18 protein-coding genes are annotated in these 18,182 nt (G+C 64.4%); 8 read left to right on the top strand and 10 right to left on the bottom strand.

Features of this window, described 5'->3' with window-relative positions; translation table 11 throughout:
- Position 1: 1 nt before the first annotated feature.
- The 3 genes from benA to ACVWWN_RS31870 form a co-directional block, all read right to left on the bottom strand.
- On the bottom strand, positions 2-1,357 hold the full coding sequence (gene benA / locus ACVWWN_RS31880; RefSeq protein ID WP_457147419.1) for a benzoate 1,2-dioxygenase large subunit: 1,356 nt from the start codon (positions 1,355-1,357) through the stop codon (positions 2-4).
- 463 nt (positions 1,358-1,820) lie between these two features.
- Complete coding sequence (locus ACVWWN_RS31875) at positions 1,821-2,246, bottom strand: GlcG/HbpS family heme-binding protein (RefSeq protein WP_457147418.1); 426 nt, start codon at positions 2,244-2,246, stop codon at positions 1,821-1,823.
- Between the two features lie 224 nt (positions 2,247-2,470).
- Entirely contained in the window at positions 2,471-2,962 is a 492-nt protein-coding gene (locus ACVWWN_RS31870; RefSeq protein WP_457147417.1) for a hypothetical protein, read from the bottom strand.
- A gap of 631 nt (positions 2,963-3,593) precedes the next feature.
- On the opposite strand from ACVWWN_RS31870, the gene ACVWWN_RS31865 reads away from it, so the two are divergent.
- From ACVWWN_RS31865 to ACVWWN_RS31850, 4 genes are all read left to right on the top strand, one after another.
- Complete coding sequence (locus ACVWWN_RS31865; protein ID WP_457147416.1) at positions 3,594-4,403, top strand: 2-keto-4-pentenoate hydratase; 810 nt, start codon at positions 3,594-3,596, stop codon at positions 4,401-4,403.
- Entirely contained in the window at positions 4,400-5,170 is a 771-nt protein-coding gene (locus ACVWWN_RS31860) for a 2-keto-4-pentenoate hydratase (protein WP_457147415.1), read from the top strand. The genes ACVWWN_RS31865 and ACVWWN_RS31860 overlap by 4 nt, the downstream gene beginning before the upstream one ends.
- 104 nt (positions 5,171-5,274) lie before the next feature.
- Positions 5,275-5,664 (top strand): 2Fe-2S iron-sulfur cluster-binding protein, encoded by a 390-nt coding sequence (locus tag ACVWWN_RS31855; protein ID WP_457147414.1) that lies wholly within the window; start codon positions 5,275-5,277, stop codon positions 5,662-5,664.
- Positions 5,661-6,575, top strand: coding sequence for a catechol 2,3-dioxygenase (locus tag ACVWWN_RS31850; protein ID WP_457147413.1), 915 nt, complete (start codon positions 5,661-5,663; stop codon positions 6,573-6,575). The genes ACVWWN_RS31855 and ACVWWN_RS31850 overlap by 4 nt, the downstream gene beginning before the upstream one ends.
- A 163-nt stretch (positions 6,576-6,738) precedes the next feature.
- Here the strand turns inward: ACVWWN_RS31850 and ACVWWN_RS31845 are convergent, their stop codons facing one another.
- The 5 genes from ACVWWN_RS31845 to ACVWWN_RS31825 form a co-directional block, all read right to left on the bottom strand.
- The gene (locus ACVWWN_RS31845; RefSeq protein WP_457147412.1) at positions 6,739-7,560 is read right to left on the bottom strand and encodes an alpha/beta fold hydrolase; all 822 of its coding nucleotides are present in this window, start codon (positions 7,558-7,560) and stop codon (positions 6,739-6,741) included.
- 186 nt (positions 7,561-7,746) lie between these two features.
- Entirely contained in the window at positions 7,747-9,642 is a 1,896-nt protein-coding gene (locus ACVWWN_RS31840; RefSeq protein ID WP_457147411.1) for a bifunctional sugar phosphate isomerase/epimerase/4-hydroxyphenylpyruvate dioxygenase family protein, read from the bottom strand.
- Between the two features lie 366 nt (positions 9,643-10,008).
- Positions 10,009-10,842: a shikimate dehydrogenase family protein gene (locus ACVWWN_RS31835; protein WP_457147410.1), complete on the bottom strand. Its 834-nt coding sequence runs from the start codon at positions 10,840-10,842 to the stop codon at positions 10,009-10,011.
- Positions 10,839-11,681, bottom strand: a complete 843-nt coding sequence (locus tag ACVWWN_RS31830) for a DODA-type extradiol aromatic ring-opening family dioxygenase (RefSeq protein ID WP_457147409.1) — start codon at positions 11,679-11,681, stop codon at positions 10,839-10,841. The genes ACVWWN_RS31835 and ACVWWN_RS31830 overlap by 4 nt, the downstream gene beginning before the upstream one ends.
- Positions 11,666-11,956 (bottom strand): hypothetical protein, encoded by a 291-nt coding sequence (locus ACVWWN_RS31825; protein ID WP_457147408.1) that lies wholly within the window; start codon positions 11,954-11,956, stop codon positions 11,666-11,668. The genes ACVWWN_RS31830 and ACVWWN_RS31825 overlap by 16 nt, the downstream gene beginning before the upstream one ends.
- Before the next feature lie 191 nt (positions 11,957-12,147).
- Here ACVWWN_RS31825 and ACVWWN_RS31820 point away from each other — a divergent pair, with 191 nt between their 5' ends.
- The 3 genes from ACVWWN_RS31820 to aroQ all read left to right on the top strand — a co-directional run bounded on the left by ACVWWN_RS31820 (position 12,148) and on the right by aroQ (position 14,721).
- Positions 12,148-12,561 carry a RidA family protein gene (locus tag ACVWWN_RS31820; protein ID WP_457147407.1) on the top strand — a complete coding sequence of 138 codons (414 nt, stop codon included), beginning with the start codon at positions 12,148-12,150 and terminating at the stop codon, positions 12,559-12,561.
- 155 nt (positions 12,562-12,716) lie between these two features.
- A complete protein-coding gene (locus tag ACVWWN_RS31815; RefSeq protein ID WP_457147406.1) occupies positions 12,717-14,216 on the top strand; it encodes an MFS transporter in 1,500 nt (499 codons plus the stop codon).
- A gap of 46 nt (positions 14,217-14,262) precedes the next feature.
- The gene (gene aroQ / locus ACVWWN_RS31810) at positions 14,263-14,721 is read left to right on the top strand and encodes a type II 3-dehydroquinate dehydratase (protein WP_457147405.1); all 459 of its coding nucleotides are present in this window, start codon (positions 14,263-14,265) and stop codon (positions 14,719-14,721) included.
- Between the two features lie 9 nt (positions 14,722-14,730).
- On the opposite strand, the gene ACVWWN_RS31805 is transcribed toward aroQ, so the two are convergent.
- Together ACVWWN_RS31805 and ACVWWN_RS31800 are read right to left on the bottom strand one after the other, a co-directional pair.
- A complete protein-coding gene (locus tag ACVWWN_RS31805) occupies positions 14,731-15,507 on the bottom strand; it encodes a 2-keto-4-pentenoate hydratase (protein WP_457147404.1) in 777 nt (258 codons plus the stop codon).
- On the bottom strand, positions 15,504-16,310 hold the full coding sequence (locus tag ACVWWN_RS31800; RefSeq protein ID WP_457147403.1) for a 2-keto-4-pentenoate hydratase: 807 nt from the start codon (positions 16,308-16,310) through the stop codon (positions 15,504-15,506). The genes ACVWWN_RS31805 and ACVWWN_RS31800 overlap by 4 nt, the downstream gene beginning before the upstream one ends.
- A 160-nt stretch (positions 16,311-16,470) precedes the next feature.
- Here ACVWWN_RS31800 and ACVWWN_RS31795 point away from each other — a divergent pair, with 160 nt between their 5' ends.
- Positions 16,471-18,174: a PHA/PHB synthase family protein gene (locus ACVWWN_RS31795; protein WP_457147402.1), complete on the top strand. Its 1,704-nt coding sequence runs from the start codon at positions 16,471-16,473 to the stop codon at positions 18,172-18,174.
- The last annotated feature ends 8 nt before the right edge of the window (positions 18,175-18,182 follow it).

The raw sequence follows: 18,182 nt of genomic DNA, 5'->3' as shown, positions 1-18,182 counted from the left end.
CCTAGGCGGAATGGTTTCCGGCGGGCATACCGGCGCGCATGGTCTCTAGCCAGTAGTGGTGCTGGATCGGGAAGAGGCCCTCGTCTTCGTTCTTCACTCCTGACGAGATCACCCCGTCCATGCCGAGTGCCTTGGCGAGGTCGTTGGGTCCGTCGAGCCAGTGCTTAGCGCCGCGGCTCATGTCGTTCCACTTCGCCTTGGTTCCCCGGAAGGTCAGCTGACAAGACCGGAATTCCTCGAGGTCGTCAGGGGTGGCCATGCCCGAGGCGTTGAAGAAGTCCTCGTACTGGCGGATCCGGTTGGCGCGAGCTTCAGCGCTTTCGCCCTTGGGGGCAATGCAGTAGATGGTGACCTCGGTCTTGTCTGGTGCAATGGGTCGGAAATGCCGGATCTGCGTGCTGAACTGGTCCATCAGGTAGACGTTCGGATACAGGCACAGGTTGCGCGAGCCGGTCACCATGAACTCACCCTTGGCCTCACCGAACATCGCCTTGAGCTCGTCCACGCGGTCCCACAGCGGCCGGTCCTGCGGGTTGGCCGCATACGTCCACAGGCACAGATGCCCGTGGGGGAAGGACCAGTACCCTCCGCCTGACTTGCCCCACCCCCCGGCGTCCAGCACCTTCGTGACGTTGGCGGATTCGCCGATTCCGCGTCGGGAGGTGGTGGCGGCGTAGTTCCAGTGCACCGCGGAGACGTGGTAGCCGTCGGCACCGTTCTCCGCCTGCACCTTCCAGTTTCCGTCGTAGGTATAGGTCGACGACCCGCGCAGCACCTCCATACCATCCGGTGACTGGTCCACGAGCAGGTCGATCACCTTGGTGGCGTCGCCGAGGTGCTCGGTGAGCGGAAGGACATCGTCATTGATGCTGCCGAACAGGAACCCGCGGTAGCTGTCGAAACGGACCTTGGTGAGGTCGTGCGAGCCGTCGGTGTTGAAGGCGTGCGGGTAGCCGGCGTCGTCGGGATCCTTGACCTTGAGCAGGGAACCGTCGTTGCGGAATGTCCAGCCGTGGAACGGACACGTCAGCGTTGGGCGATTGTCGGTCTTACGTCGGCACAGCATGGCGCCACGGTGGGAGCAGGCGTTGATCAGGCAGTGCAACTCACCCTTGCGGTCGCGGGTGATTACCACCGGCTGCCGCCCGATGTAGGTGGTGAAGTAGTCGCCGGGGTTGGGAATCTGCGTCTCATGGGCGAGATAGACCCAGTTGCCCTCGAAGATGTGCTTCATCTCCAACTCGAAGATTTCCTCGTCGGTGAAGATCCGGCGGTTCGCGCGGTACACGCCCGCATCGCTGTTTTCGATCACGGCATCAGCTAGGACGGACGCAGCGTGGTCCAGGGTCTCGGTCATCGGTTCCTCCGCTTACGGCTGTGGGCTGTGCCACAACCTTGGCAGGCGTGCCTGCCCCCATCAATGGACCGACGCCGAAGTTCCGCTGGCCAAGAACCGGGGCGTACCGATCACCGGATTGCGGGACCGCGAGGGGGAGCCGATGGCAGCACGCAGTCCATCAATCTCATCGGCCCCCACCATCGACGCGACGGTTTACGAATGCATCGGGCCAGGTTTGAACTGTCCGAAGCACCATGAAGTTCGCGATGAGCCTCGGATGCCTACATACGTCTTGCTCAACAAGCGCACCGACAAGGGTTACGAGACTATGCATCACAACCCTGACCGGTAGGATGCGGTCGCCGCCGAAATCCGGAAGCCGGGGTGTGAGGTTGTCGGCAATATGCGCGGCCCGGTGAGTGGGATGTGTGCGGGCGGCGAGCCTATGCCGGGCCCCAGGGCGGGCGCCCCACCGTTTTGATCATCCGCCAACGGCGGCGGCGCCCACTTCGGCGATTTCGTGATCTTGCTCAGCGCTGCCTCCGGATACTCCGACCGCTCCCACCACCATCTCCCCCTCGGTGATCGCGACGCCACCGCCGAACACGGTCAGCCGGGCAGTTTTCACTATGCCGTGTACGAGCGCCGGCTCGTCTTTGATCGCATCCCACCACTCCCGGGTCGCCAGGCCGTTGAAGGCGATCACCGAGTAGCCCTTGTCCTGCGCAAGTTGCGCCGACAACAATGGCGCCCCGTCCATTCGTCCGAAGCTGACCAGATTGCTCCCGCAATCGACAACCGCGACGCAGACCGGGACATCAATCGAGGCCGCATGGTGCAGCGCCGCGGTCAGCGCGCGGGTTGCACCGGCCAGCGTGATGCAGCGTTGGTCCTGGATGTCGGCCATTGTCAAGGCACCATTCAGCCGCCGCGGCATCGCAGGTGTCGCCGTCGCTGGTCGGGGTGATCGGCGAGGCTCCCGGAAAGCGGCGGACACCTCGCTCGCGATCTATCAGACACGCCCTGCCAACTAGGCGACATGGCGCGAAGCTACCGGGAGTGCATCCAATCGGACCAGCGATCACCACTGGGCGGAACAACTCGTCGAATCCGTCGGTAGCTCGGCGACGATCAGGACGAACGGGGATCTTCTGTTCCGATGCCGCTGAAGCGGGCGAAGGCGTCGGTCCATGCCTGCATCATCTGCATGAACGGCTCGGTTGCCGTCGCGCCCGTCGGTGGCGTCAGCAGTGCCCTCGCCGCCTCCATCTGGCCCTCGCCGGCCGCCTTGAGGTCGTCGACGGCGGTCTGCACCAGCCGGGCGGTGCGCTCCTGCGTCGCCGCGTAGCTGTCGAGGAGTTGCCGATAGCCCTCCAGGCTCTGCCGCAAGGCGCGGTTCGTCTCCTCCTGGCTGGTCAGCGTCCGCTCCATCGCCTCCAGCGCAGCGCTCAGGGTAGTCAGGTTCGCCCGTGCATCCTCAGATTGCTCCTTGAGCGTCGTCAGCAGCGCGTTCGACCAGTTCCGAGCCATGGCCATGTTGCGCTCGGTGGCCGCCAACGCGAACTTGGCCAGTTCGCCGAACGGATTGACCCCCGCGGCGGGATCACGCATCGTCCCGGACATGTCTGCCTCCCTGAGCTCAGCGACGCCAGGTCGGCGTGGGAGTGGCGCCCTCTGAGTGGGCCCACCATAACTCGGTGCCTGGAAAACGACGCCCGTATGACCACGGACCGATCAGAAAGCCCAGTGCGAGGCGACAATCGCTGTCAGACCTGACACTGCGTCGAGCAACGCTGACATCCTTCCGGCGGGCCTGCGCGACCCGGTTGGGCGACGGTGAATACAGTGACTCTGATTTCCGGATCGGCGGTGACGTCGCCTATCCGCGACGTCGTCACTGAACGTGTGAACATGGTCGATCGGGTTCCGTTCAGCAGGAACGGCGGCCCTCATTCGGTGGATTCGGCGGATGCTAACGGTATGACCGGATCGAAAACGCTCGCGCCATCACCGGGGCATGCGCCGGCCGGCATTGCTGTCGCTGAGGTCCGCCTCCGCCCGTCTCGCGGCGCGAACGCAGTGCGGGCCGGCGGCGAAGATCCAGGGTCTTTCCCACTACCCACCGGTCCGCTAATCAGGTACCACGCTTGACTCGGCGGGGAAGTGGAGGTGCAGCCGTTAACGCCGCGGGAATTCCGGAACCGGTTGCGGTGCAACGTGTGCGCGCAATCGCCCGTCGACCGGATGGGCGCCGATGAGTGACCAGGACCGCGCCACCGTCGTCGAGCTTGCCGACTTACTGTGGCGGGCAGAGGTCGACCGCACGCCGATCGACCCCATTACGGCGACGCGAGCGGACCTCACCCTCGCCGACGCCTACGCGATCCAGGCATACAACGTTCGGCGGCGGGTCGAGGCTGGACGGGCGATCAGGGGCTTCAGACTCGGGCGGACCTCGCAGCCGCGGCAGGAGATTCTCGGCGTCAGCCAGCCTGACTTCGGCATGCTGATCGATGACATGTTCGTCGAGAACGGGGACGAAGTCCCCGCCGGGTCGCTCCTGCAGCCACGTGTCGTGGTCGAGATCGCCTTCGTGATGGGACACGACCTCGCGGGCCCGGGGGCCACCACCGCCGATGCGCTCACCGCAATCGCCGGAGTACTGCCCGTGATCGAGATCGTCGACAGCCGCATCGCGGACTGGCGGGTGCAACTCGCCGATACCGTCGCCGACAATGCCTCGGCGGGCAAAGTCGTCCTCGGTAGCCGCATGATGCCGGCCACCGCCGTCGACCTGCGCCTGGCCGGGATGTTGCTGCACCGCAACGGATCGCCGGTGGAGAGCGCGGCGGGTGCGGCAGCACTCGGCAATCCGGTCCGATGCCTCGCCTGGCTGGCCAACAGGCTGCTCCCGCCCCAGCGCGGGTTGCGGGGCGGCGACATCGTGCTGTCGGGACCCCTACACCGCCTGGTGCCGGTCCGCCCTAACGACGTTTACGAGGTGGAGTTCGCGCACCTCGGGACCGTGACCGTGGGGTTCGGCGCGGAAGGTGCGGCAGCGTGACCGACCCGAGGGCGATCGCCGACGCCTTGATCGCTGCGCAACGTGACCGCACGCCCATCGCCCCGTTCAGCAGCGTGAACCCTTTCATCGACGCGGACACCGCGTACAAGGCTCAGGCGCTCCTCGTCGAGCACCGACTGCAGGCCGGCGAGAACCTCATCGGCGCGAAGCTGGGCTTCACCAGCAGGGTCAAGCGCCTCGCCCTCGGCATCAACGAGCCGGTATACGGCCGGCTGACATCGAGCATGGTTGTGCCATACGGCGAACCGGTGTGCCTCGACGAGCTCATCCATCCTCGCGCGGAGCCCGAGATCGCCTTCCTGATCGGCAAGCGGATCGAGCCGTCGACGCCGCCCGCGGGCGTGCTGGCGGCTATCGATGCGGTGATCCCCGCCATCGAGGTAATGGACTCGCGGTACAAGCAGCCTTTCCGGTTACCCGACTCCGTCGCAGACAACGCGGGCGCTGCGCGGGTCGTGCTCGGTGCGCAAGGTCGACGGCCGGACGAACTCGTCGGCCTGCACGTCCTGGGCTGCCTGTTCAGATACCGCGGCGGGTTCGAGACTGCGGCCGGCGGCGCTGTGATGGGCCATCCCGCCGCCGCGGTGGCGTGGCTGGCGAACGCGCTGGCCGCCCACGGCGAGCGCCTCGAGGCCGGCTCGATCGTGCTGTCGGGGGGGTTGACCGCATCGACGGAGCTGCGTCCCGGTGCGGTCGTGTCCGCCGAGTTCGACGGTCTGGGAACGGTGCAAGTCAATTGCCGCTGAAATGGGAGACGAGTCAGAAGCGCGGTGTTCACGAACACCGGCCGGTGATGATCTCGCGCGCAATGGTGACAACTACCCGACGACCGGGGGAGGGCCGGGACCACATGCCCGAGGTAACGATCCTGCCCGACGGGCTGCAGGTCACTGCCGCAGAAGCGGAGACCGTGCTCGCCGCCCTGAGCCGGGCGGGACTCCGGTACCGGGTCGGCTGCAAGCGCGGCGGGTGCGGAGTCTGCAAGGTCCAACTCGTGCTCGGCGAGGTCCGCTACGAGCGTCCGGTCGCGGAGAGCGTGCTCAGCGATGACCAGCGCGTCGAGGGCATCTGTCTGAGCTGCCGTGCGGTGCCTATCACCGACATCGCCATCGAGCTGCAGGAGGGCGACCGGCTCCGCAAGGTACTGGGGTTCGCGCTCTCGAACTCGGCGCCGCCGCCACCCGGCGGGTCGGCGTCCAACCCGGCGACGAAAAACCACAGAAGGGAAACAATCACATGAGCGTCATGCGACTGGGGTACGTGCATATCCGGGTAACGGACCTCGAGGAAGCCCGCGACCACTACTCGAACACGCTGGGCATGTCGGTCGTGCACGAGGAGCCCGGCAGGCTGCACCTGAAGTGTTGGGACGAGTGGGACCACCACTCCCTGGTGCTCGAGGAGGGCGGGGTCGGGCTGGTCAAGCTCGGCTACAAGTGCTCGTCCGAGGACGACCTCGCCGAGTTCGAGAAGCGCTGTGCGCAGTTCGGCGCTTCGACGGGACGGTTCAGCCGTGGCGAGAACATGACCGTCGGCGACGGCGTGCGCATCACCCTGCCCTCCGACCATACCGTCGAGCTCTACTCCGACATGGAGTTCACCGGCACCGACACCGGGTCGATCAACCCCGAGGCGTGGCCGAGGGACATGCGGGGGGTTGGCGGCCACTGGATCGATCACGCCCTGATCGCCGCGGAGGATCCGGGCCTGGTCGAGCGCTTTTTCATGGAGTGCATGGACTTCCGGCCCGCGGAGCGGGTGGTCGAGAGCATGGAGCACCCGGACGTGATCGGCACGTGGATGACGTGCGGGGACTCCCCGCACGACCTGGCTGTGATCAAGGGCCCGAACGCGAAGCTGCACCACTTTGCCTTCCATTTGGAGGACTGGGGCGCGATCCTGCGTGCCGGCGACATCTTCTCCATGGACGACGTGCCCATCGACATCGGGCCGACCCGGCACGGCATTACGCGGGGTACGACGATCTATTTCTTCGATCCGTCCGGCAACCGCAACGAGGTGTTCGCCGGCCTGGGCTACCGGGTCCACAAGGACTTCCCGACGATCAACTGGACCGTGGACCAGCTCGCCAAGGGGATCTTCTACCACGCACGCGAGCTCAATGAAGGGTTCACCACGGTGTTCACATAGGGCACCGCTCGCATACCTTCGCCTCGATGTGGATCAGGTGGAACTGCATCGTTCATGCCCCTCTACATCCGCGCGGACTCGTGTTTCCGGGATAGGAGCGCCGCGGCAATATTGGAGGACCGTCGAGCGGGTGGCGCTTCGGCGAGCGTGACTGACCGTTGAGTTACGCAGAGGGCCAAGGCGAGTCGGGAGATTGCCACGGTCGGGCAGCGGTCACCGCCTGACATGCTTCCAGGATTTTCTCGGTGAACAGCCTCGGTGACGCGACGAACACGTCGTGATCGCCTTCGACGGTGACGACGGTGGCGTGCGGAATCGCCTCGGCCAGTTTCATCTGCCGACCTGGCGGCACAACGGAGTCCCTCGTCGTGACGAGGACCGACACTGGGACGTCGACATCGCCGATCCACGTGTGTGAGGTGAAGGCCGCGACTGCGACGAGTGCCGCGGTCACTGTCGACATACTGGTCAGACTCATTTCGGCGCGCACGTACCTCCGGCTCTCGTCATCGATGTCGTTGAGATAGCCGGTGCCGAAGGCATCGGCGTGGAGTAAGCGCAGAAGCGGGTTGGATTTGGCGGCGACGGCGAATGCCGGTGAGAGCGAGGAGATCAGGCGCTCAGTCGGAGATCCCATAAAGTTGCGGGACGTGGCCCCGAGAACGAGCGCGCTCACCCGGTCGGGGTGCCTCCGCCAAATCAGCTGTGCGACCAGGCTTCCCATCGAGTATCCACACGCAATGAACCTGTCGATCCCGAGCCAATCGGCCAGCACCACGATGTGGTCAGCGCACTTTTCGAGGCTGAACGTCGGCCATGGCCGGATGCCGCGACCGTGGCCCGGTAGATCTGGCGCGACGACGCGGAAGCGTTGGCACAGTTCGGCATAGGCTGGACTCCAATTGAGATCGGCCGTAATACCAACGCCGTGCAAGAGCATCAACGGCGCGCCCGCCGGGAGGCCGAGACTGTCTCGATACGCCATCGACGCACCCCGCGGCAAGGCCAGCGTTACTCGCGGCCCGAGGGTCGGCGGGACCAAACGTGCCACTCTTGCTCCAAATCATCTCGCGGGCCGCGGGCCTGGACCGCTGGGCGACATAGTCGAACTGGCGTCAACGACCGCGTAGGTGGAGGTTAGGTGGTCACCAGGCCGGCGTGCGTCTCTACGCTAGATGTCGGGCATTGGTGAGGTAAGCCGGTTCTCTCTTTCGCGACGCTGCGCCGCCATGCGCACGGCCGAATTCGCCGCTCCGTACGAGGCATACGAGCCGACCCTCTGGACCACCTCAAAGAACACGCGTGAACCGTAAACGGGCGTATAGAGGTGGTAGAACTCGCCGCCGTGCTCTCGATCGTAGAGAATGCCGTACTCCCGCATGGCCTCGATGAGCGCCGGATCGAGCGCGAAGCGGGCGTCGAGGTCTTCGTAGTAGTTGTTCGACACGGTTAGCAGTCGTGCACCACGTTCCCGCAAGGCGCGCGCGGTGGCGAAGAGGTCCGTCGTCGCGAAGGCAACGTGCTGGGGTTCCCGCACCGCCGGGGCCCACTCACCGCGACGGAGAAGCGTCCGCTGCAGCGCTATCCGGACGCGTCCCGACGGGTCACTGACCGCTCGCCCACGAACGAGCCCAAACGGGGCCGCGAACTCCGTGTCGCTTCCCGGAGCCAGGCCGAGCACAGCCCGATAGAACAGTGCTGCTTCGTCGAAGTAGTCGAACGGCTGGGTGAGGGCGACGTGATCGATGCGCGTCATCCCCGTCCCGGCGTCGATGCCCTCCCCGGTTGGGGCGTACTCGGACGTCCACGTTTGTTGGCCGCCCGGATCGCAGAACCACAAAGTGGTGCCATCCGGTGCGGTAACCGCCATCCCCGAGTCGTCGAGTGGCGATGCCGGAGCGAAAAAGGCCGTTGCGCGGGCGGCGAGTTGGTCCTTCGAATCGGAATCGAATCCCAGCGACGCGATTTCGGCGACGTCCGTTGCGATGTCGGTGGATTGGTTGAGCAGAATGCGCGCATCCCCTTGCTGCCATAGTTGGGTGTTGCTCGACCGGTCTGCGCCCGTCTTCGTGAAGCCGAAGCTGGTCAGTGCGCCCGCCAACCCGGTGACCGAACCGGCGTCTGCGGAGAGTCCGACGAAGGCGTGGCCGGACAGTTTCGGTACTGGTGGCGGGCAGGTGAGCCCGAAGGCCACGGCCTTTGGCGGCGATCGACGCGCGACAGCTTCCTCGAGCACGAGAAGGGAGCGCAACGCGTCGACGGCGGTGTGTACGGGCGCCGATTGGCGGAAGACGTCGTTGAAGACCTCGAGTGACAGCGGGCCTGCGTAGCCCGCCGTCAGAATGTGGTCGACGAAGCGGGGGAGATCGAATTCGCCCTGGCCGGGGAAGAGCCGATGGTGACGACTCCACTGCAGCACGTCCATGCTCATCAACGGTGCATCGGCCAACTGCAGGAAAAAGATCCTGTCACCGGGAATCTCCGAAATGGCCGAGATCGCTTCGGGTTCGGGAGTGCGCGACAGCACGTGGAAGCTGTCAAGGCACAACCCGAGTGCCGGGTGATCACCACGGCGCACGATGTTCCAGGACTGATTCCACCTGTTGACGTGCCTGCCCCACGCGAGTGCCTCGTACGCGATCTTCATCCCTCGCCGGCTGGCGCGCTCGGCCAGCTCGTGGAGCTGGTCGGAAATCCGCGCCGGATCGTCGACGGCGTCCCCGGATACCGAGGAGCAGACCAACATCATGTCGGTTCCGAGCTCCTCCATCACTGCGAACTTGTGGTCGGCCCTGCGCAGGTTTGCGGTGAGCCGGTCGGGCAGCACCGTGTCGAAATCCCGGAATGGTTGGTAGAGGTCGATCGAGAGCCCGAGGTCAGCACAACGCTTGCGCACTTCCGCCGGTGTCGACAACGATGCGATGAGATCGTTCTCGAAGATCTCTACTCCGTCGAAGCCGGCCCCTGCTACCGCGTCGAGTTTGGCTTCCAGCATCCCCGACAGACAAACGGTGGCAATTGCTCGTCGGATGCCGCGATCATCATCATGACCAAGTGGTGTCGACATGAACGGGTCCTCCATCGCACCTCATCGCGCCCCTGCGGTGATCACCACTATTTGCCCTCCGCAAGGGAAGGTAAAGCCGTTCGCTACTGAGTGGGAAGTGCCGCGCGTGACTTGGTGATACGTCAAGAACCCCCGCAGCGTCTTCCGACCGAGGTCTCGACCGCGGCCTCGTTCACCTCACGTAACACGACATCGCAGCCACTGCGGGCGATGACTTCCGCACCTGCCGGACCCCATGATTCCGCCATCGACGACACCGGCGGCGTTGATCATTTTCTCGCCTGCAATCGTATGAGCCCGTCCGGATCCGCGCGAGCTGCTGCAGGCGGTACCGAGTGCAACGGTGAGCCGGCCCGAGGTCAGCCGTCAGTACTGGATCTGCGCCAGGTCGCGTAGCTCGTCGGGGGTCGCGGTGCCGAATCCGAAGAATTCCAGGTACGCCGGGATCTGCTCGAAGAGCATGTCGGTGCCAACCTGAGTTTCACAGCCGCGTTCCTGCGCCGCCCGCAGAAACGGTGTGACGGCCGTTTTCATCACGACCTCGCCGACGAACGTGGTCGGGGCGACCAGGCTCACATCGATCGGTAGTGGATCGCCCTCGTTCATCCCGAGGGGCGTCGCGTTCACGACGAGGTCGTAGCCCGTGGGATCGGCTGATCCGGTCTTCACGTCAAGCTTTGGGTAGTGCGCGCACAGTCGACTGCCGAGCGATTCAGCCGCCTCAGCCATTGCATCGACCAGACCCATCCGCGTCACCCCCGCGGCGGCCAGCGACGCCGCGATCGCCGATCCCACTCCGCCGGAACCGATGACCAGTGCGCTGGCGTCGTTCAGCTTGCGTCCCTTGCGACTTACGCCCCTCACGAAACCCTCGCCGTCGAACATGTCGGCGAGCAGGCTTCCGTCCTCTCGTTTCAACAGGGCATTGGCCGCGCCCGCAATTCGCGCCGTCGAGCTCACCTCATCGGCCAGCTCGATCGTGGTCTTCTTGTGCGGCATCGTCACCAGCGCACCACGGAGGTTGGTCACCTTGAACAACTCAGGCAGGAAGTCCGGGTAGTCGCCGGCCTGCACCCCCATTGGCATGACCACCGCGTCAATGCCCGCCTTCTCGAAGAAGGGGTTGTAGATCATCGGTGCCTTGAACGCTTCGGTCGGATAACCGATGTGGGCAATGAGCGTCGTTCTGCCAGAGATCACGCGGGCGACCCGACCGGGTCCGGGTCATAGGTAACGACGCCCATACCGTTGATCCACTCGTAGATCGGTTCATATACCAGGGCTCTGGCCGCATGACCGCGCATTGCTCCCGCCAGTGCCACCCAGGACCGAACCTCGCCTGTGCCGTTGCCCGCCTGCATCAGTTCATCGTTCGGCATGTCGAGAAGGTCAGCCGGAGCGTCGCTTTCGAGCTGCTTCAGGAACCACCTGTCGAACTCCTCGTCAATGTCACCGACACGTGGCTCGCCGACGAAATGGGACAGGCCGCCGGCCGCGCACAGGGCGACCCGCTCCAAGCCGGAGTAGCTGCGAATCGCATCACCGACCGCGGCGCCGAAGTCGTATGCGTGGCGCAGTGTCATCAGGGGTGGCTGGGTGCAGTTCATCACGATCGGGACCATCGGGAGGCGCATCTGTGGATCGAGCTTGTAGTAGACCGTCATGAAGCCGTGATCGGCGATCATCTTGTGCGACAGCGCGGGCTGAAACCCCGCTGCGACCGTTTCAGCGAGCAGATGTGCGGCCAGGCCCGGCTCACCCGGCACCAGTACTTCGGGAACCTGCAGCCACTTCTCCCGCGGCCCCACGTGCGCTTCACCGAGGCCGATCACGATCTGAGGGAGGTTGTCGTAGAAGAAGTTCGAAAAGTGCTCGCCGCTCATCATCACGACTGCCTGTACGCCGGCGGCGGCCGCCTTCTCACGGACGGCGTCTAACGCGCCGAAGAAGTTCTCGGCTTGAGCACTCTGAGCCGAATCTGGGTCCGCTGTCATCATGGGGGCGTGCGACGCGCCATACGCCATCACGATGTCTGCCATCTCGTCTTCCTTTTCGGCTCGTTGTTCTGGGTCTGCAGCAGTTCCCGGTAGTCCGCCCGGCGATAGCCCATGGCACGGCAGTAACCGTTGATGATCACCGGGTGAATGCCCATCGAATACATCGCGCCCACGTCTCCCGCCTTGAGAGCGCGTTCTTCCTCGTCATTCAGGTCATAGCCACTCGTCGAGAGAGGAGGCACCGGGCTGCCCGGTTCGACAGCCTCCAGGGTGCGCAGGTAGTCGTAGACGCACTGTTGCAACTGATAAAGGCTCACTCGCGACCTCCGCGGGCATTGGACACACAATCCCCACGATCAGAGTCGCCCATCGGTCCCCGTAGAAGAAGCCGCCGGCCACTTTTTCCGCTCGGCGGAACAACAAGTCGCCGCCGGGAGGATGCATGCGAGCGTTGGACCCGTCAGCGGGCAGTCAGACGCTTTGAGATGCCGCCGGGAGGAGCCCTGACATGCGAACGATCGAGACCACCGAAGCTCCTGTGCATACGGGCCCTGTTCCACAGGCAGTCGAGGTGGATGGGTGGGTTTTCGTGTCCGCTCTTTTCGGGGTCGATCCGGCGACAGGGCAGCTCCCCGACACCGCTGAGGCGGAGGCCGAGCAGCTCTTCACCAACTTGACGGCCATCTTGCGGGCGGCCGGCGGCGAACTGGGTGACGTGGTCCGTGTCGGTATCTTCACCACGCATCTCCAGCGCGATCGCCCGGCACTGAACGAGGTGTGGAAGCGGTCCTTCGGTGCTCACCGCCCCGCTCGATCGGCAGTAGAGGCCACCGCATTCGGCAGGCCGGGCGAAAACGCGCGGTTCATGGTCGAAGTGACGGCGCGCATCCACAATGCGAGCGGCGGGACGGGCCCGGAGTAGGGTCACCGCGCTCGACGGGTCGAATCTGGACGTGGCGATGGCCGTATCCGCCCAGCGGAAATCGTCAGCTGGTCGTTGACCGCGGCGGCACGCGCGGGTCAACTACCAATACAGCCGCTGTCGGAGCGTTCCGTACCTTCACGAGGGGATCAGTAATGGCAGATCAAATCGTTGGGCCGGCGGGTTCGCACGAACCCACCGAGTACGCCAAGACGCCGAAGAAGGCCGCCGCAAGTGGCTGGATCGGCAGTGCCCTCGAGTACTACGACTTCTTCATCTACGCCCAGGCCGCAGCGCTCGTGTTTCCGACCCTCTTCTTCCCGGAGAGCAACCCGCAGATAGGTATTGTCATCGCTTTGGCCACGTTCGGCGTCGGCTATGTTGCGCGGCCACTCGGTGCGGTCATTCTCGGGCACTGGGGCGATAAGCACGGCAGAAAGAACGTCCTCGTTCTGTGCATGATGCTGATGGGGTTCTCCACGTTGTGCGTCGGGCTGCTCCCGTCGTATGCGGCGATCGGGATCTGGGCACCGATTATGCTTGTCGCTCTTCGATTGATCCAGGGCTTTGCGGTCGGTGGCGAACTCGCCGGGGCCGGTTCGATGATCATGGAGCACTCACCGTTCGGTAGGCGGGGTTATTTCAGCAGCTTCACTCTTCAAGGCGTGCAAGCGGGACAAATCCTCGCCGCCGCGGTCTTCCTGCCGTTGGCCGCGATACTGCCGGAAGACGCCTTCAATAGCTGGGGTTGGCGGATCCCCTTCCTGCTCAGCGCCTTGGTCGTCCTTGCCGGATACATCATCCGTCGACGCGTCGACGAGACGCCGGCGTTCCAGGAGGAGGAGGTCCACGGCGAGGTGCCCAAGGCGCCGATCGTGATGGCGGTCAAGGAGAATGGCGCCGACATGCTTCGGGTCGTCTGCATGGCGCTGATGAACGTCGTTCCGACCACGGTGACCGTCTTCGGGGCGACCTTTGCCACCAACGCGGCGTACGGAGTCGGGTTGAGGGCGTCCGACTACCTCTGGATCACAGTGGCCGGGAATATCGTCGCGGTGATCCTGATCCCGTTCGTGGGCAACCTCTCCGATCGGATCGGCCGACGCCCAGTCATCATCGCCGGCTGTCTTGGGGCGGGCGTTCTCGGTTACCCGTATCTGTACGCAGTGAGCCACGGGAACCTCCCGCTGGCATTCGTTCTGGCCGTCCTGATGTGGGGGATCGTTTACCAGGGGTACAACGCCGTCTTCCCGTCGTTCTATCCCGAACAATTCCCCACCAAGACGCGGGTCACGGGGTTCGCCGTGTCGCAGAACATCGGCACCTTGATCACCGCGTTCCTGCCGGCGATCTACGCGGTGCTCGCCGGCCCGACGCCGGGCGCGTGCGTGGAGGAGAAGAAGTTCATGCCGGACACGGTCCTGCCGTCGGGTGAAACCTGCCGGGCGGCCGCCGATGCTGCTGAAGGCCGGGTGATTCTGGTGGTCGGCACCTTCACGATCGCGTTGGCGGCAATCGCCGCAATCGCGGCGTTCTTCTCGCGCGAAACCTCGAGGATTCACATGAACGATCTCGGCAGGAAGAACGCGGTCCCCGTCCCCAAGGACGAGTACGAGCGCATGCGGACCGAGGCGAAGGCACTCGTGTCGAAATAGGTCCTCGCCAAGGTAGTGTCCCTCGCGAACGCGGACAGGAGTTGCGATGACGTCCGTCACTGTGATGAACGGCCCCAACCTGAATCTGCTCGGCACCCGTAAGCCGGAGGTGTACGGGTCCACCACACTCGCCGACGTCGAGGATAAGTGCCAGCAGGATGCCGAAAAGCTCGGCTTGGATCTGATCTTCTTGCAGTCGAACCATGAAGGCCAGCTGGTGGATTGGATCCACGAGACCGGCATGGTCGTCAAGGCGGGCGGCTCGATCGGCGCGGTGTACAACCCTGGTGCGCACACCCACTACTCCTATGCGATTCGCGACGCTATCGAGGCGGCCACGCTACCCGTGGTCGAACTGCACATATCGAACGTTCATGCGAGGGAGGAGTTCCGGCATCACTCGGTGATCTCACCGCTTGCGCGAGGGATCATCGTCGGGTTTGGCGTGCAGGGTTATTCGATGGCGATCAACGGCCTTTACGAGATGTCGCAGCGCGAGGGATAGCCGTACTCGCTACTCGCCGAACACCTCGATAGCGCCGAGACCGTCGAACTCGGCGCTGATCACGTTGTCCGCGGTGAGTGGTATCGGGGCGGTCAGGCCGCCAGAGAAGATGATCCATCCGGCCTTGAGGACTTCGCCGCGCTCGCCCAGCTGATTCGCAAGCCACGCTACCGACGCGGCGGGATGGCCCATCACCGCCGCTCCGGCTGCCGTCGCGGCAACCGCACCGTTCAGACGCAGAACGCATCCCAGCAGCCGAATGTCATCAATGGCGCTCGGCGCCAGTTGGTTTGGGCCCAGCAGGAATCGACCGGCACTCGTGTTGTCGGCGATCACGTCCGGCAGCGTGAAACGGTAGTCCTCGTAACGGGAGTCGAGGACGTCAACCGCCCCGCAGACCACCTCGGTCGCCGCCAGCACACTGGACACCGTCGCCGGCGCCGCGACGTCCCGGGCCAGCACGAACGCGATCTCCGGCTCTACTCGCGGATGAATCAACTCGTCCAGCGTTATCGGTTCGCCGAAGGGTGCAATCATGCGGTCGGTCACCGTGCCGAACAGCGGTGAGTCGACGCCCATGGTCTTCTGCTTGACCCGGCTTGTGAGGCCCAGTTTGGCTCCAATGATGCGCTCCCCGTTGTCCAAACGCGCTTGCACGACGATGCGCTGAGCGGCGTACGCCATCTCGGTATCCAGCTTCGGGTTCAGATGTGTGAACGGAGCAATCGCCCGACGTTCCTGCTCGGCCAGAATCAGTTGCTTGGCGATTTCTGCAGCGTCGATCATGCGACACTCCTCGATTGTTGCGAGAAACGCACCGTGACCGCGCCGAGGTGCGCGAACTCCGCGCGAAAGACGTCTGACGGCTGCACCGGCACCATCTTGTGAACCGCCCCCGGCAGGACCACGTCACCGGCGTTCAGCTTCGCGCCGAACTGCGCAAGTTTGTTCGCGAGCCACGCCACACAGCGTGCTGGATTGCCAAGAGCCGCGGCGCCCGCGCCGGTGTCGATGAGCTCACCGCCACGCGAAACGGCGACGCCGACGAGTCGCAGGTCGAGTTCGTCGACGCGGCGGAGTCGTCCACCCATCACGATGAGTCCAGATGAGGCGTTGTCGGCGACGGTGTCCACCAATTTGATCTTCCAGTCCGCCACCCGCGAGTCGACGATCTCCACTGCAGGTAGTGCTCCGGCGATCGCCCGCAACGCGGACGCCGTGTTCGCGCCGGGCCCTTCGAGGTCACGCTCCATGATGAAGGCCATCTCGGCCTCGACCCGAGGCTGGACGAGGCGACCCAAATCGATTTCGTCGCCGTCCTCGACGAACATTCCGTCCAGAAGCACACCGTAGTCAGGTTCATCGACACCCAGCAGTTCCTGCATCGGCTGCGACGTCAGTCCGATTTTGCGGCCACAGATCCGCTCGCCGTTTTGGACCCGTCGGTCGATGTTCACCGACTGGATCGCATAAGCGTCCTCGATGGACAGATCCGGGTGTTGATCGGTGAGCGGCGGTATCGGGACCGCCGTTTGATCGGCTTGCCATAGCTGATCTGCCAGCCTTCGGTGAACAACCGCTGTTTTCACAGGTTTGACGATGCTCCGGCGCCGGTGATCTGCAAATACCGTTCCCGGGCAGTGGGAAAAGCGTGGGCCCCAAGCGATGCGTGCTGTCCTCCGCGAGGTGTTCTTCCGGCCAGTGGGAGGACCCGCGCCGGGTGGCGACAATCTGACCATCATTGAGCGCGTGGCTCCACGTTCATCATTTGAAATCGGTCAGAACGCAGCGGAGATCGTCGCGCCCGAGTGGGATGTGATCGGTCCGGACACCGCAGGCATCGGGGATGCACTCAAGGCGGTCTTCGGTGGCGCCGCCAGGAATCCCGCCGACCTCATGAAGGCCTCGATCAGGTTGTCAACGGATCTTGCGCAGATACCGGCGACGGTGCTGACCTCGTGGGTCAAGAAGCCGATGGGTGGCGGCAAGCCGCCGAGCGATCGCCGGTTCACCGATCCCGCGTGGACGGACAATCCGTTTTTTCATGCGCTCCGCCTCGCGTACACGGCGCAATGCGACTTCGCGCGGTCGCTCGTCGGGTCCTCGGGCGTCGATGCCAAGCAGGCCGCGAAGGCGTCCCTCGGGCTCAGCCTGTTGCTCGACGCGGTCGCGCCCACGAACTTTCTGCTGTCGAACCCGACCGCGATGAAGCGTGCGTTCGACACCGCAGGTGTCAGTGTGCTCCGGGGCGCCCGCAACCTCGTGCTGGATGTCGTTCAGAACAAGGGGCGGCCGCGGCAGGTAGACCGCAGCGCGTTCACTGTCGGCGAGAATCTCGCGATAACGCCGGCGAAGGTGATCTTCCGCAACGAGCTGATGGAGTTGCTGCAGTACGAGCCCCAGACGGACATGGTGCATGGCACTCCACTGTTGTGCAGTCCGCCATGGATCAACAAGTACTACATCATGGACTTGGCACCGGAGCGCAGCTTCATCGAGTGGGCGATCCGGCACAACAGAACGGTCTTCGCTATCAGCTATCGAAATCCGACGAGCGAGATGGCGACCACCTCGATGGAGGACTACCTCGTTTCTGGGCCCCGGCAGGCGCTGGACGTCATCTCAGATGTGACTGGTTCACCCAAGATCGACATCGTCGGACTCTGCCTCGGCGGGGCGCTGACCGCGATCACGGCGGCCTACCTGACTCAGTCTGGCGACGATCGGGTCGGCAACTTGACCTTGCTGAACACGATGCTCGATTACTCCGAGCCGGGGATGCTGGGGGTCTTCACCGACGAAGCGGCGGTCAATCGTCTCGAGAAGGAGATGGCTAAGGCGGGCGGCACGCTCGCGGGCAAGTCGATGGCCGGAACGTTCGACGTCATGCGGGCCAACGACCTGATTTTCAACTATGTCGTGTCGAATTGGCTGCTCGGACAAGACCCGCCGGTGTTCGACATCCTCGCGTGGAATGACGACAGCACCGCAATGCCGGGTTCGATGCACGCGTTCTACCTCCGCAATTTCTACGTCCGGAATCTGCTTGCCCAAGGGCAACTAGAGATTGCGGGTCAGATCATCGACCTCTCGTCGATCAAATCGAACGCCTACGTGGTCAGCGCGAAGAACGATCACATCGTGCCGTGGCAGTCGGCGTACAAGACCACCCAACTCTTCTCAGGAACAACGCGATTCATTCTCAGCAATGGCGGGCATATCGCTGGAATCGTCAACCCGCCCGGCCCGAAGTCGTGGTATCTGGCCGCCGACAACAACCCCGCCGAGGCCGACGACTGGATGTCTTCCGCGCAGAAAACGCCTAAATCGTGGTGGGTCGACTGGGCGCAGTGGTCGACCGAACACGCGGGCGCGATGACAAACCCGCCGCCGATGGGATCCGCAACGTACCCCGTGCTCGGCCCCGGGCCGGGAACCTACGTCTTCACCTGAGAGCCTGG

Source organism: Mycobacterium sp. URHB0021 (assembly GCF_054057895.1).
This window is presented reverse-complemented; position numbering and strand designations above follow the sequence as displayed.